This is a genomic window from Emticicia fontis (genome assembly GCF_054779675.1).
The window spans coordinates 1-14,817 of record NZ_BAAGXU010000005.1 but is presented as its reverse complement, the minus strand read 5'-3'; the positions used below and the strand labels follow the sequence as shown (position 1 = coordinate 14,817).

Annotated in this window: 15 protein-coding genes; 8 read left to right on the top strand and 7 right to left on the bottom strand. The window is 39.6% G+C overall.

The genetic code is table 11. The features are described 5' to 3' along the window. Positions 1-26 precede the first annotated feature (26 nt). Both ACYVFA_RS04045 and ACYVFA_RS04040 read right to left on the bottom strand, forming a co-directional pair. Positions 27-1,103 carry a sensor histidine kinase gene (locus ACYVFA_RS04045; RefSeq protein WP_460470520.1) on the bottom strand — a complete coding sequence of 359 codons (1,077 nt, stop codon included), beginning with the start codon at positions 1,101-1,103 and terminating at the stop codon, positions 27-29. An 84-nt stretch (positions 1,104-1,187) separates the two neighbouring features. Then, positions 1,188-1,874 (bottom strand): response regulator transcription factor, encoded by a 687-nt coding sequence (locus tag ACYVFA_RS04040; protein ID WP_460470519.1) that lies wholly within the window; start codon positions 1,872-1,874, stop codon positions 1,188-1,190. A 486-nt stretch (positions 1,875-2,360) separates the two neighbouring features. Here ACYVFA_RS04040 and rplK point away from each other — a divergent pair, with 486 nt between their 5' ends. The 8 genes from rplK (at position 2,361) to ACYVFA_RS04000 (ending at position 9,321) form a co-directional block, all read left to right on the top strand. Beyond that, positions 2,361-2,798 carry a 50S ribosomal protein L11 gene (gene rplK / locus ACYVFA_RS04035; protein ID WP_460470518.1) on the top strand — a complete coding sequence of 146 codons (438 nt, stop codon included), beginning with the start codon at positions 2,361-2,363 and terminating at the stop codon, positions 2,796-2,798. A 78-nt stretch (positions 2,799-2,876) separates the two neighbouring features. Next, positions 2,877-3,575 carry a 50S ribosomal protein L1 gene (gene rplA, locus ACYVFA_RS04030; RefSeq protein WP_460470517.1) on the top strand — a complete coding sequence of 233 codons (699 nt, stop codon included), beginning with the start codon at positions 2,877-2,879 and terminating at the stop codon, positions 3,573-3,575. 2 nt (positions 3,576-3,577) lie between these two features. Continuing rightward, positions 3,578-4,111, top strand: coding sequence for a 50S ribosomal protein L10 (gene rplJ, locus ACYVFA_RS04025; protein WP_460470516.1), 534 nt, complete (start codon positions 3,578-3,580; stop codon positions 4,109-4,111). A gap of 123 nt (positions 4,112-4,234) precedes the next feature. Beyond that, positions 4,235-4,615 (top strand): ribosomal protein bL12, encoded by a 381-nt coding sequence (gene rplL / locus ACYVFA_RS04020; protein WP_460470515.1) that lies wholly within the window; start codon positions 4,235-4,237, stop codon positions 4,613-4,615. Between the two features lie 451 nt (positions 4,616-5,066). Next, positions 5,067-6,512, top strand: coding sequence for a Gfo/Idh/MocA family protein (locus tag ACYVFA_RS04015; RefSeq protein ID WP_460470514.1), 1,446 nt, complete (start codon positions 5,067-5,069; stop codon positions 6,510-6,512). A gap of 174 nt (positions 6,513-6,686) precedes the next feature. Further along, a complete protein-coding gene (locus ACYVFA_RS04010) occupies positions 6,687-7,616 on the top strand; it encodes an alpha/beta fold hydrolase (protein ID WP_460470513.1) in 930 nt (309 codons plus the stop codon). A 138-nt stretch (positions 7,617-7,754) separates the two neighbouring features. Continuing rightward, complete coding sequence (locus ACYVFA_RS04005) at positions 7,755-8,450, top strand: siderophore-interacting protein (RefSeq protein ID WP_460470512.1); 696 nt, start codon at positions 7,755-7,757, stop codon at positions 8,448-8,450. Continuing rightward, positions 8,428-9,321, top strand: coding sequence for an AraC family transcriptional regulator (locus ACYVFA_RS04000; protein ID WP_460470511.1), 894 nt, complete (start codon positions 8,428-8,430; stop codon positions 9,319-9,321). Before ACYVFA_RS04005 ends, ACYVFA_RS04000 begins: the two co-directional genes overlap by 23 nt. A gap of 30 nt (positions 9,322-9,351) precedes the next feature. On the opposite strand, the gene ACYVFA_RS03995 is transcribed toward ACYVFA_RS04000, so the two are convergent. From ACYVFA_RS03995 to ACYVFA_RS03975, 5 genes are all read right to left on the bottom strand, one after another. Beyond that, on the bottom strand, positions 9,352-10,974 hold the full coding sequence (locus tag ACYVFA_RS03995; RefSeq protein ID WP_460470510.1) for a hypothetical protein: 1,623 nt from the start codon (positions 10,972-10,974) through the stop codon (positions 9,352-9,354). Positions 10,975-11,008: 34 nt separating this feature from the next. After that, complete coding sequence (locus tag ACYVFA_RS03990) at positions 11,009-12,235, bottom strand: hypothetical protein (protein WP_460470509.1); 1,227 nt, start codon at positions 12,233-12,235, stop codon at positions 11,009-11,011. A 191-nt stretch (positions 12,236-12,426) separates the two neighbouring features. Continuing rightward, positions 12,427-13,047 carry an HPP family protein gene (locus tag ACYVFA_RS03985; protein ID WP_460470508.1) on the bottom strand — a complete coding sequence of 207 codons (621 nt, stop codon included), beginning with the start codon at positions 13,045-13,047 and terminating at the stop codon, positions 12,427-12,429. A 164-nt stretch (positions 13,048-13,211) separates the two neighbouring features. Then, the gene (locus ACYVFA_RS03980) at positions 13,212-13,733 is read right to left on the bottom strand and encodes a dihydrofolate reductase family protein (RefSeq protein ID WP_460470507.1); all 522 of its coding nucleotides are present in this window, start codon (positions 13,731-13,733) and stop codon (positions 13,212-13,214) included. A gap of 94 nt (positions 13,734-13,827) precedes the next feature. Continuing rightward, on the bottom strand, positions 13,828-14,631 hold the full coding sequence (locus tag ACYVFA_RS03975) for a helix-turn-helix domain-containing protein (RefSeq protein WP_460470506.1): 804 nt from the start codon (positions 14,629-14,631) through the stop codon (positions 13,828-13,830). Positions 14,632-14,817: the final 186 nt, after the last annotated feature.

Sequence of the window (14,817 nt, the reverse complement as noted above, 5' to 3'; positions counted from 1 at the left end):
ATTTTAATAATGGGGTAAGTAGCTGGCTAAAGCTGTGCTATCTTACCTCCTTCTTTTACGGCAACTGTCTCACTTATCACGGGTAATTTAAAGCTAAACCTGGTACCTTTATCAATCTTGCTGGTAACACTGATTTTTGAATGGTGGGCATTTAAGATATGCTTCACGATAGCAAGTCCTAAACCAGTACCACCTGTCTCACGAGAGCGGCTTTTATCAATCCGATAAAAGCGTTCAAAAATACGTGAAAGGTGTTCAGGTGCTATACCCGGGCCATCGTCTTCTATTGATACCTGAAAGTATTTTTTTTCTTCTTCAATCTCTACCACTACTTTTCCGTGTTCTTTACCATATTTAATGGCATTGTCGACAAGATTAGTAATCACCTGTGAGATTCGTTGTTTATCGGCCGTTACCCAGGCAGTATTTAGTTCTTTAGGCTTGATTTTGAGTGTTACACCTCTGCTTTTGGCTTTCGATTCCAGTTGTTCAAAGATTTCTTCGGTAATATGTTTCAAATCTACTTTCTCGGGGTGCATCTTCAAATCACCTTTTTCCACCTGCGAAAGCGTTACTAAATCTCTTACCAGGGCATCTAAACCATCCAGGCTTTTGGCGGCTTTGGTTAAAAAGCGCTCAAGAATCACAGGGTCTTCCATGGCTCCATCCAATAGTGTATGAATAAAGCCCTGGGCAGCGAAGATTGGCGTTTTTAACTCGTGGGATACATCGGCCACAAATTCTCTTCTGAAAACCTCCATCTTTTTCAATTCATCAATCTCCTGTTGTTTTCGTGAAACATAGCTTGAAATCTCTGAATTGAGTTTTTTGATGGGATTCACACTTCTGATCAGAGATTTGCGTGAAATATCAAAATCTTTAATTTTCAGTTTCTGAATAGTCTTGTAAATCTGCTCTACTTCACGAAAAATCAGAATATCAATCGTATAAAAGACAAAAAAGAAGGTTGCAAAAAAAGAAGATACACCTACCACAAACAACATGGCAGCACTTGCTTCAGGTACAAAACTTAAGAATACAATAGAAACTGTCGTAATTAATACGGCAAGAAAAAATGCAATAATACGGGGGCTAAACGACATTCTGAGTGAATGGTTAAATTATCAGTTTCTGATTTGCACAAAATTTATGCAATTTAACTGATAATTATCTCTTAATACAGATTATTACTCATCTGTAAACATATATCCAACACCTTTCAGGGTCTTGATATAGTTTTCGCCTACTTTTTCGCGTACTTTACGGATGTGTACGTCAATCGTACGCTCTACAACGAAAATATCAACTCCCCAGATTTTCTGTAGGATTTCGTCGCGGCTAAATACTTTGTTAGGATACTGCGCTAAGAAGAAAAGTAATTCAAATTCCTTTTTGGGTAATACGATGGTAGTACCATCTTGTTTGGTAACCGTATAATTCTGACGATTAATGTTCAGACCTGCTACTTCTAAGGTATCACTCGTATCTGATTTTTGTGCTTCACGACGGAAGAACGCATTGATACGACTCATTAAAGCACGAGGCTTGATTGGCTTGGTCAGATAATCATCGGCACCGACTTCAAATGCAGCAATTTCAGAGTATTCTTCAGAGCGGGCAGTCAGATACAAAATGTAGCTATTCTTCATTTCGGGCATGGCGCGTAGCGTTCTCCCTACTTCGATACCATCCATGTGGGGCATCATGATATCAAGAATAACTAAATCAGGTAGAAACTCACGGGCAACTTCAATAGCTTTTTTTCCATCTGGGGCAGTAGCGACCTTATACCCCTCTTTTTCAAGGTTGTAGCTTAACAATTCCACTATATCGGCTTCATCGTCAACTACTAAAACACGGTGAGCAGAACTCATAAAGGCGTTTTTCAATTAGTGTACTGCAAAGTTATGGTTAAAAAATCGTTAGGTGTGTTAAGTCAATGTTAAATCTTATCAAATGGTATTATAAACCACTATAATATAGCATTTTTACTAAAAATAGTACTACGCCGCCCAATCTGAAACCTATACCTAACCTATTTATAATCAATATCTTCTCTCCATTTATCTGTTTTTTGTAATTTGTAAGATTTTTAGAAAATAGTTTATATTTTTTTTGCGTAACAAATCTAAAACCCCTAATTTTGCAGTCCGATTTTCAAAAGGTGTGCAAATACTTTCTGAGTCGGCAGAAATCAGTCTTAGTCTTGATGCCTATTCACACGGTGTCGCTTCCCCTGGCAAAAGGCGAAATTTCTGAACCAAAATCAACGGAAATGATTGATACTGAGGCGGGAATGTGAGCCCCTAATCAAGACTCAAACAAATCTTTTTGTAAAATTCCTTAAAATCTGAAAGACAATGGCGAAAGACATCGCAGGATATGTGAAACTTCAGGTAAAAGGCGGTCAAGCCAACCCTTCACCACCAATTGGTCCGGCATTGGGTTCTAAAGGTTTGAACATCATGGAATTTTGTAAACAATTCAACGCTCGTACTCAGGATAAAGTGGGTATGATCTTGCCAGTAGTAATTACTTACTTTACTGACAAATCGTTTGAATTTGCAATCAAAACTCCACCCGCTGCTATCATGCTGTTAGAAGCATCGAAAATCAAAACAGGTTCAGACCAACCCAATCGTAAGAAAGTTGGTTCGGTAACTTGGGATCAGGTAAAAACTATTGCCGAAACCAAAATGCCAGACTTGAATTGCTTTACTGTTGAATCAGCAATGAAGATGATTGCCGGTACTGCCAAAAACATGGGTATTACCATCTCAGGCAACGCACCGTTTTAAAAAAGCTGAATGAATTAGTTCATTCATTATTATTCATGGGAGTTATGCACGGCATAACGCTATAACCAAACAAAGCAAATGGCAAAATTGACCAAAAAAAGAAAGGAAGCAATGTCGAAGTATGACGCTTCAAAAGCTTATTCTCTAAAAGATGCGGCTGATGTTTTGAAGCAAATTGCATACACTAAATTCGACTCTTCGGTAGATGTTCACGTTCGTTTAGGTGTTGACCCTCGTAAGGCTGACCAAATGGTACGTGGTGTGGTAGCTCTACCACACGGAACCGGTAAAACTGTTCGCGTTTTAGTATTGTGTACACCTGACAAAGAAGAAGCTGCAAAAGCTGCAGGCGCTGATTTTGTAGGTTTGGACGAATACATCCAAAAAATCGAACAAGGTTGGACTGACATCGACGTAATCATCACGATGCCAACTGTAATGGCTAAACTTGGTAAGTTAGGTAAAATCCTCGGACCACGCGGATTAATGCCAAACCCTAAGTCTGGTACTGTAACGCTCGACGTAGCAACAGCAGTAAAAGAAGTGAAAGCAGGTAAAATCGACTTTAAAGTTGATAAAACCGGTATCATTCACGCTTCCATCGGTAAGGTTTCTTTCTCACCTGAGAAATTAGCAGAAAATGCTACAGAATTGATTCAAACTTTGTTGAAATTGAAACCATCTTCAGCTAAAGGTACGTATGTGAAAAGCATATCACTGGCAAGCACTATGGGACCTGGTATTCAAATCGACAGAACCACCATTAATGGATTGTAATCATGACAAAAGAAGAAAAAGGAGCAATGATTGAAGAGCTTGCAGAGAAATTTGCAGCTACCCCATACTTCTATATCACCGATGCAGGCGGACTGAACGTTGCTAAAACCAATGAATTACGTCGTTTGTGTTTCGAGCGTGGTATCGAGTATCGTGTAGTGAAAAATACACTAATCAGCAAGGCTCTTGAAAGATTAGATACCGATTATTCGTCGTTTGACGGAACTGTTCTTAAAGGTTTTTCAGGTGTGATGTTCCACGAAGAGTCGGGCAAAGTAGCTGCAAAATTGATTAAAGACTTCCTGAAAGCAAACAAAAACAGCATCACTTTAAAAGGTGCTTCAGTTGATTCAGCTTTGTTTATCGGCCACGACCAATTGGATACGTTGTTGAACTTGAAATCAAAGCAAGAATTGATTGGCGAAGTTATCGGTTTGTTGCAATCACCTGCCAAAAATGTTATTTCTGGCTTGCAAAGCGGTGGCAACAAATTGGCTGGTATTATCAAGACTTTGTCGGAGAGAGACGCAGCCTAATTCGTTTACCAACTGTAGCCTTCAGTGGCTATATACAGTAAACACCCGTCAGCCAAATTGGCTGATATTTAATTCAAAATTATTTATCAAAAACAAGTATTAACTTTTAAATTCTATATAACAATGGCAGATTTGAAAGCGTTTGCAGAACAATTAGTAAATTTGACTGTAAAAGAAGTAAACGAATTAGCACAAATATTAAAAGATGAGTATGGTATCGAACCAGCAGCTGCTGCTGTTGTAGCGGCACCAAGTGGCCCAGCTGCTGACGCTGCTGAAGCTCCAGCTGAAAAAACATCTTTCGACGTAATCTTGAAAGGTGCTGGTCCTAACAAACTTCAAGTTGTGAAGTTAGTGAAAGATCTTACTGGTCTTGGCTTGAAAGAAGCTAAAGATCTAGTAGATTCAGCTCCAAAACCATTGAAAGAAGGTGTTGCTAAAGACGAAGCTGAAGGTTTGAAAAAATCTTTAGAAGAAGCTGGTGCAGAAGTAGAAGTAAAATAATTTTACTGATACCATCTCAGAACAAAGCCCGAAAGCAACCTTTCGGGCTTTTGTTTTGAACACCGCCCCCCGGCCCCTAAAGGGGGGTTACTTTTACTACGGTTTTTTATTCGGGCGGCATTCCGCATTTTTCTGTTAAAACATTTTAGCCTTCCCTACTTTCTATCTAAACTGCGAGCTGGAAGCTCGCGCCACAATTCCCTTTGTCTGATTTACATTCTTCATTTTTCGATTAAAAGACTCTGCTTATGCGCGCCACACTCTTTCTCGGACGAGTATAAGCGTGGCACACCTGACAAACCTCTTCCTTTCTCCATTTTCCGTGTTCCTTTCTTCAAGCCCAAAAAACTTTCTTCTCCAAGCAACATTTCAAATATTATTTTGTACTTTTCCGCCAGATTTGTATAGACAAGTGTACAATAAAACAAAACTATTTCATCTTTAATTACCTATGAAAAACTCAAATCAAAAGCGAAACGAATCTTCACGGCGTAATTTTATTAAAAGTGCTACACTGGCTTCGGCAGGTTTTATGATTGTTCCTCGCCACGTATTGGGCAAAGGATTTGTAGCACCGAGCGATAAGTTGAATATTGCAGCAGTAGGTTGTGGTGGAAAAGCCAATGTAAATATCCCTTTGGCCTATAACAATGGTTCTGACAATATTGTAGCGCTTTGTGATGTAGACGATAGAGAGTCAAATAAATTTCGCAAACAATTCCCGAAATCTCCATATTTTAAAGACTACCGCCAGATGCTGGAGAAGGAAGCTAAAAATATTGATGCGGTAATTGTAACTACACCAGACCACATGCACTACCCAATAGCCATGACAGCTATGCAGTTGAATAAACACGTGTATGTAGAAAAGCCATTGACACATGATATATGGGAAGCCCGCCAGTTAACAGAGGCAGCTAAAAGACTCAAAGTAGTTACCCAGATGGGTAATCAGGGAAGTAGTGGAAAGGGGACCCGTATTACAGAAGCGATTATCCAGAGTGGAATGATTGGCGATGTGCATACGGTAGAAGTATGGACAAACCGCCCGGTATGGCCACAAGGAGTACAATCACCAAAAGACAGAGGAGTGAATCAGCCAATCCCGCCTGAAGTGAACTGGGATTTGTGGCTTGGTACTGCTCCAATGCGTGATTACCATGAAGCCTATATGCCATTCCGCTGGCGTGGATACTGGGATTTTGGTACAGGTGCCTTAGGAGATATGGGCTGTCATTTTATTGATGTGCCTTTCCGTGCTTTGAAATTGGGTTATCCTAATTCGGTAGAATGTTCGGTAGGGCAAGTATATGCCGATTTCTTTAAAGAAGCACATTTTGATGACGTTTGTCCACCATCAGCAGCTATTCACTTGAAATTCCCGAATCCTAAAGGCAAACAATTCAAAGAATTAAGCTTGAACTGGTATGATGGAGGTATCCGTCCACAATTGCCGGATGGTTGTGATTATGATAAAGTATTTGCTGATATTGATGGTGGTATAATGTTTATAGGGTCGAAGGGAATTCTGGCAGCCGAACTTTTTGGTGATAATCCTAAATTATTTCCTGAAACTAAATTCGCTAATGTAAAATTGCCTGCCCCTAAACGCCCATTAGTAGAAGGTGATACCGAAGGACACCAACAACAATGGGTGAAAGCGTGTAAAACAGGTTTTGGTACTTATACCAGTTCATCATTCGACCAATCTGGCCCATTGACTGAAACCGTTTTGATGGGTAATCTGGCCGTTCGCTCGTTCTTACTCCGTGATTCTAAAAATAATTATATCGGTCGTAAGAAACTCTTGTGGGACGGTGCTAATATGAAAATCACCAATTTTGATCAGGCCAATGCTTTTGTAAAAAGAGAGTATCGTGCCGGAGGTTGGATATAAATCAGCATATAAACCAATCAGAGAAGGCTTCGTAATGAAGCCTTTTTTGTTATTAGGCTTTAATCTATGTACTAAAGGGGCTTTTTCTAAGTTTAAGATGAAAAGAAGGTGATGGCATGAATTTTTATGCCATTGATTTATAGCAATCACAATTCACTAATCCAAACGATAAATATGATAAACAGGATAACGAAACTATTGACTGTGCTTACATTGGTTTTAATAACAGCATGTTCAATCCCTAACAACACTTATTCCACCATAGACTCTACTGCTATTCCTAAAGATACAGCAGAAAATTTTAAAGTTGCCAATAAAGGTGTAAACATCGCCTATGATGATACCAAAAAAGGAGATACAACGCTGGTATTTATCCACGGCTGGGGGATTAATAAAACCTATTGGGAAAATCAGGATACCGTTTTTGCCAAACATTTCAGAGTAATATCGATGGACTTGCCCGGCTTTGGAGAATCTGGCAAAAACAGAAAAAGCTGGACCGTGGAAGACTTTGCCAATGACGTATCAGCTGTGTTGAATGGATTAGATTTAAAAAATGTGATTCTTATCGGACATTCGATGAGTGGGGCAATTGCCTTAGAAGCAGCCTTGAAAAATCAGCCAAGATTGCTTGGATTAGTGGGTATTGATAATTTTGAGGCTTATGGAGCCAAAGAAACACCGCAACAGAAAAAAGAGATTGAGGACTTCTTTAAAGCCGCAAGAGCTAATTATAAGAAAACAGTTTCGGCTTATGCGAATCAGGCTTTGTTTGCACCATCTACACCAAAATCAATCCGCAAAAGAGTGATAAATGATCTTGCTAGTTCAGATTCTACCATTGCTCTTGATTGCATGGAACAAAGTTTTCCGTATCCGACAGATGCAAAACTGAAGACCTTAAAGATGCCTCTTTATCTCATTAATAGTTCTTTCCATCCGAATGATACACTTTCATTCAGTAAAAATGGTATTGCCTTACGTTTTTTTGATATGGGTAAAACAGGGCATTACCCGATGCTTGAAAAACCTGAGAAGTTTAATGCGCTTTTGGGAGAGGTGATTGAGGAAATAAAGAAGACAACACCAAAAAAAACATTATAAAGAACTAGTGGTTGTATAACGATTCAGATTATATCTTTTAAAAACATATGCCATTTGTCCACCCATCCGGGTTATTTGTAGGACAAACCGCTTTTATTTCCTCTCTACCTTTGCAGAGTAGAAATAACTGACATACCAATGGCGAATATTTTAAAGAAAGCGGTATTTAACCTGATGGAGCAGGTCTTAGATCCATCAAAAGTAGTGGCTGTTCGTGCGTGGGAGCCAGCAACAATATATGAAATAGATGTGCATCTACCTAAAACCGACTTAAGCAAATGGAATACAATCAAGCGGGTAAAATGTAAGGTAGATGATTTTGAATACAGAGATTATACGCCTGCTTTATGGGATACAGAAAAAAGAATCTGCACGCTATTTGTAGAAGCAGGGCATAATGGAGCGGGAAGCCGCTGGGCTCAAACAATCAAAACAGGTGATGATATTTTATTGGGCGTTGCACATGCCGCACAATTGCCCGCTGCAAAAGGAAAAATCCTATGTCTGGCAGACGGTAGTGCACTTGGGCATTCGTTAGGGTTAAAACAATTAACCAATCGGGAAGAGTGCCCTATGGATGCGGCTGTATTTCTTCATGATACCTACAAAATTCCAGATACTCTTTTGAAAGATAATCCCGATTTTGAATTTATCTGTGCTCCCGACGGCGATATGATTGATGTGCTCGAAAATTGGTATTTATCAAAAGACTTAAGTAGTTATTCTTCTATTTATATTGCAGGCTATATCCCGATGGTGAGCGGCTTGAGAAAAAAGCTGAAAGCTAAACAGGAGGTAAAAGCGAAAATATATGCTTACGGATTCTGGTCATAAAAAGAATAATATACGCGTCCTGCAGTTGCCGGAGAAGCTTCCGGGGGTAGAGATTTTTCATATGCCCGAGATTGCTTCGTTTGTATATGAACATGAAGATATTACTACTCCACATCGGCATGATCATTATACCTGCTTTTTTATAGAAAGCGGGAAAATGAATTTTAATATAGATTTTCAGAAATTAGAAATTCCTGAATCTTCTATTTTACTATCATCTCCCGGACAAATACATCAATCAGAAGTTGAGGAAGAACTAGTGGGTTGGATGCTTGCTTTCGATGCTCAATTTATCGATGAAAATGCCCGCAATATTATCGAACAATCATTTGCCAGAGTAGCACTTCTGCATCTGGATATTGTTGAAAAGAAATGGTTTACCAGTATTTTCGAAATCATACATTCTTCTTTAAAAGAAAAACCATCAGACACTTTTCATTCTCAATTGATACAAACGCTGCTCAATGCTTTGTTTTATAAAATAGTGGCTATTTTTCAGGTGCAGGAAGATACACGTGTGCAAGAATTTTCTTCAAGAAGTATCGAGATTGTTAAAACATTCAATCAATTGATAAAGAAGCATTACATCACCTTAAAAAGACCCGGAGATTTTGCTTCAAAAATGAATATTACGGTTAGTTATCTGAATGATACCGTGAAGTCGGTAACTGGTTTTCCTGCTACCTATTTTATCCAGCAGGAAATCTTTCAGGAAGCGCAACGCTTGCTATTCTATACCAATAAAAGCATCAAAGAAATCGCTTATGAATTAGGGTATGAAGATTATAAATATTTTATCCGCTTATTTACCAAAACAGTAGGAATATCACCCTCTACTTTTAGAAATCACCATCAATCGGCTCATTCATGACAGCCGGATATTCCTACTGCATTTATATTTTTATATCACCTTCGCATCAAAAGCCCCGGTCAGAATTTTGCCATTTCTTTTTACTTGTAACCATATACGATAATTGCCTGCACTTGGGAATACATAAGGAAAACTAACACTTCCATTATGGTGCCCGCTGGTAGTATGTACCATGCCGCCCATTAATACCCTATCTCTTTCTGCTTCCGGCAAAGCCTGCAATTGAAGTAAAACATTATCTACACTATCTCTGAATCGTTTAGCATTGCTCAGATGTGGGCTTGGATTGGTCTTTTCACCTACGCGTTTTTCCATCACTTGTTGAGCCGTAGCCGAGAAAGTACCATTCGGATGCAGATGTATATAAACCGAGCCATCTTCTTTCAGAATAGCCGCATGACCCATCATGCCTAAGTAGGTCTGCAATTCGGCAGGTTTCCCATCTGGGCTCATCACCGAGAATTTTAAGTCATATACTTGTCCTGCTTTCAGGGCCTGGTTTGGTTTTTCTTCCCATACAATACTCGACCCATCCTGCAAAGGTGTTTTTACACCCGGCGTCCCACAAATACTTATGCCTGCATCTTGCGTAGCAGAAGCTTTGGTATTAATCGGATTGGTTACTACATAAGTATCGTCTGAATCACCTGTTTGTTTTTCAAAGTTTTCTGATGAAATCTTTAGTGCAGGAATATCCACAGTATCGGCAATGGTATATTGCAAACCATGAAAACGCAGAATATCGGCGTATACCAGATATTTTCCGGCGGGTAGATTGGGCAATGGTGCTTCAAAAGTAAGGGTATCTTTCCTGACCGGATGCAGGTGCGCAAAGGCATCTAATGTTCCTTGACGTACCAGAAACAAGTGCATTAATTTCCCGTGATCAGGAATTACATAGCTTGTCCAGCGACGTTCAAGTGAGGCAGAATCAATTTTGAAATGCAATACCCTTTGTGCATTTTCTATTTTAATGGTAGAAGTAGCCGTGTAAGGTCGGAACATATACCGCTCTCTATAATTTTTCGATATGGAGCCCCACCAGCTATTTCCTACAAAAAGCAATAATCCGCAAAAGCTTAAACCTACGGTTGAGCCTACTATTTTGCGTCTGCCTGTTTTCTTGTCTCCCTCTACACCGGGCTTCAATAAACTATCGCTTGTGCTTGCGCCGATAATCGTTACCATAATTCCGACTAAAAGTAAAGCTAATCCTGCCAGAATCCAGCCTAGTGATTTAGGTAAATCGCGTTTGGCTGTGGCGAGTGCCGCAATCGGAATGAGGGTTTCCCCTTTGCCGCGTTTCCCGTTAATGACTATCTTTACGCTGGCAGCTCCACTTTCCATCAACCATATATTCCCTTGAAACCGGCCTGATTCTCCGGCTACAGGTAGTGCATCATCTTCTTTTGGAGAACCTTCATCGCCTGCCCAATAATAAATCGGGCTTAATTTGACACTCTCAATATCTGTTCCGTCTACCGACACCGATACCTTGGCTACACCCGGAATAACATCCGGCGGCTCGACGTATACTTGTATCTGATAATTTCCGGCTTTGCCTTCCTGTACAACGCCTGCACTACCAATATGCGCATTCACCTGATTAATCAAACTTAAACTTACCAGCAGAAGGGTTATTATTCTTTTCATATTCATTGCTTTTCGTTCAATTGTTCAGAAACTTTTAACGTTGTACTTTTTGCATCCATTTACCCCATGCCAGCCCGATACGGGTAGAAACCAGGCTTAGTAAGAAGGCTATCCCTAAACCCGTTGCCCAATTACCAATACCTTTGGTAATATTCCAATCAGCAAACTTGTAGCGATATTCCCAGGTAGGGTCGTTCGGATAAGACCATGAGGTTGTACCCCAGAACCAGTTACGTGCCATAGGCGATTCCAGTATAAAATTCCCGAATGGATAATGGACTGCAAAAAAGATTACAACAAAAGTAAAGCCTAAAATCAGGCTCAACCACCAATCGTTTTTAGTGGCAAATTTTGCTCTTAACCAGTCTAAACCTAAAGCCGGAAAAACCAGCAGGACAGGAAAGCCCAAAGTCTGATAGGTAGTGATTTTATTATAAACTGGCCCTAATAAGGGTTCGGCAGGTAATAGGCGCAAAGTAGCGTTTACCGCCCAATGAAAGACCATAAATGTAATGGCAATAGAAGTGGCTCCCCATTTCATGCCCGAACCGCGAGCCGTAGCCAATAAGAAAAGTGGAAATGCTACTGAGGCAATCTGGTAGAATTCCGTATTATGCATCCCCCAACGGTCCAGAAATTCGGATAGCGTAGTAAATACCGTAGTAATCAGAAAGCCTGCTGCAAAGACAAACATCCATTGCAGACGCTTGGCACGAACGGTATTTTGTTTATCAGTTAGGTAGGCAATTTTCTCTTTTCGGTTGAGCATGGCCGATACTGCTACCAAAGCTCCTACCTGCACGCCCATCAAACCTAAAAGAAGAACGGTATGCGGTGGAGAGAAAATCTGTACATCAAGGCCATAAGTATTATGCCACCAATCATCAAATGGGGCAGAGGTAAGGGCAGCAATACCACCCCAGATAGAGAAAAGTCCCCCTAAAGAACTATAAAAGATTCCCCAGAAATGAACCATCTTGCTTTTTTCTACAAGACTCCCCCAGAAGGAAGTTTTTAATACCTGATATCCTGCGAAAATACCTGCTGTAGCAGCACCTACATATACTACTACGTGAGGAGCCGAAAAAAGTCCGTCACGGCCGATGCTCATGTGCCAGGCAATATCCCATAAAATACCTAGTATTACTAACTTAGAAGCAATGACCCCTACATAGACATATAGCGGAATACCCAATAAGAGTTCTTGTGTGGAAGAATGTGTTTTTTTTCCGGTGATTGAATGATTAACTGTTGTTTCCATTGAATAATAAGGTGTCTTTTTGAAAAGACAAACAGGATTGATGATTCCCCTAAGATAAGTAAAAAAATAGACTCTTTTTTTGATAGGAGATTAAATGTAGGGATAGGTATAAGTATACCCAGCATAAATTATACCGTATGTTTGAATACGCGAAGAAAGTGGAATAAATACGGGCAATTTAGCTCTTATAATTAATAATGGACTGTCTGTTTTGACCTTTTAGAAGATTTTCGAAGTCGTCTCATGAATGAGCGGGTAAAGTATGGGTTAGTGGGGTATTGTCTGTGCGGAGTCATATTGTTGAAAAGAAGTGCGACTATCAGCAATATCAGCGAACCTGTTAATACTGGAGAAATGACATATAGAAAACCTAGTGCTTTGATTTTTTCGGAACCCACTACGGCAATCAAGGCCGTTGCGCCACCAGGAGGATGCAGGGTTTTGGTTATCTGCATCATAACAATAGACAAAGAAACGGCTAAAGGTGCTGTAAGCCATATAATATCAGGCAATAGCTTGTAGATAGCCACCCCGATAAAAGCAGAAATGACATGCCCGCCGATCAAATTACGCGGCTGGGCTAATGGACTTTGGATAGCGCCATAGATAAGCACGCTTGAGGCACCAAAAGAACCTATCAGGAATATGTTTTCAACTTGTGTAAGGATTTTGCTCTGGAAGAAAGCAATTAAACCGATACCTATAAAAGCACCTATAAACGACCAGAAATGTTCTTTAAAATCGACTAAAGTTTCTTTATAGATAACATAGCGCGACACCCTGAGCCCGCGCTTAATTTTACTCCTTATCATTATCTTATTGTACGTCCGTTTTTGTACTACAAAGATAAGTCATTTTATTTTACCCAAGACGATAACTTAAAGTTTTTCTATGGACTTAGTAGGTTAATAAAGTGAAATACATTTTTAACATGAGGACAATGTGTCTCTCTCTTGTGGAAAGAGAGACATATCTCTTAAGCCAATACATATTTCAAAGAAACCAAACCTGTTTCATAGACTTTAGTATCAACCAATTTCAAATGAGTTCGTTCTGTAAGCCCCTGGAATAGGGGTTTACCTGCACCCAATACAATTGGATGGACTGATAACCAGAATTCATCTACCAGACCTAAACTCATTAAGGTAGTTGTGAGATTTGCACCGCCAAAAAGCCAGATGTCTTTTCCTTCCTCCTGTTTTATTTTTTCTACTTCTGCCTTGATATCCCCTGAAATGATTGTTACCCCTTCTTTTACCTGTATCAGGGTATTCGAAAACACATACTCTTTCATTTTCGGAAACTCAAAGCCTCCGCTTTCCTCCTCTGCGCCAAAGGACATTTCATAACTTTTCCTACCCAAAAAAACAGTATCAACTCTTTTAAAAAATTCATTCAGCCCATAATCCTGATCGGTGAAACACCAGTCATACTCCCCATTGGGGCCTTCAATAAAGTTGTCAAGACTGACAGCCAAGCCTAAAATTACTTTTCTCATAAAATTGTTTTTTCTACAAAGGTGAGAGATTATTTGTCAGGAGAATTGTAAAAAACGGACACGGGGTGAAATTCTAAAGAATCATCTGCTGCATTTAACAGATTACCAGATTTCCGGCACTTAATACAGCACCTGGTGTGAGCCCGGCAAATGTTTTATAATCATGAATAAAATGCGCCTGATCGTAATAACCACTTTCATAGGCTATATCTGTCAGGCTCATAGAAGGATGTTTTTTCAGATAAACCAGCGAATCAATGAAACGATTAATATGGATAAATTCTTTGGTAGAAAGTCCTAAACAATGATTGAATTTCCGGCTGAGTTGCCGCTGGCTTATGCCTGCTTTATCAGCCAGTTCAGTGACAGAGAATATCTTGTTGGCAGTATTTATTTGTTGTACACAATAGTGTATGGTTTTATCAAATCTGTTCCTTTTCAGTTGTCTCATTAAATATCGATGTATGATGTTTACTTTTTGTCCTTTGCTAGAAACGCGTCCTACCTCTTCTTCCATTTCTTTTGCCTCTGTTGACCATAGATCATGCAAATCGGTGAGACTATCGGCTACCTGTGTCATAGGTAATTGAAAAAACAGATAGGCTGTACTGGGATAAAAGCAAATAGAGATAAAGCCTGTTTTGCTTTTCATTTGCACATCCATAAAATTGCTCATGCGAGAAATCACAAAGCTTTGACTATTTGTAAATGTCTTTTTGCCCGTAATAGTCGCCAGTGAATCCTGATTATCATTAAAGTTGATAAATAATTCAACACAAGCATCAGGTAGCACACGGAAAGGAGGAATGGAAGAAGGAAGTGCCTCGTTTTCTATCGAGCAAATGGCCTTCACATAAGGTTGAAGTTCGGGCAGGATAGAATAGAGTTCTAATTGCATTGCTTTGTCTTTTTAAAGATGAAAAGCCTTTATAAAAATACTCCTACACCTTCCGTTGAAATGAAAAATGCAGGAGTATACTAACAATATTTTATTTGATAACCATCTCTATAGGCTTATCTAATCAATTCAATCCATCCCTTGACTGTTGTCGGAACTTCATCTTTTTTATCCAATCGCTGTAAG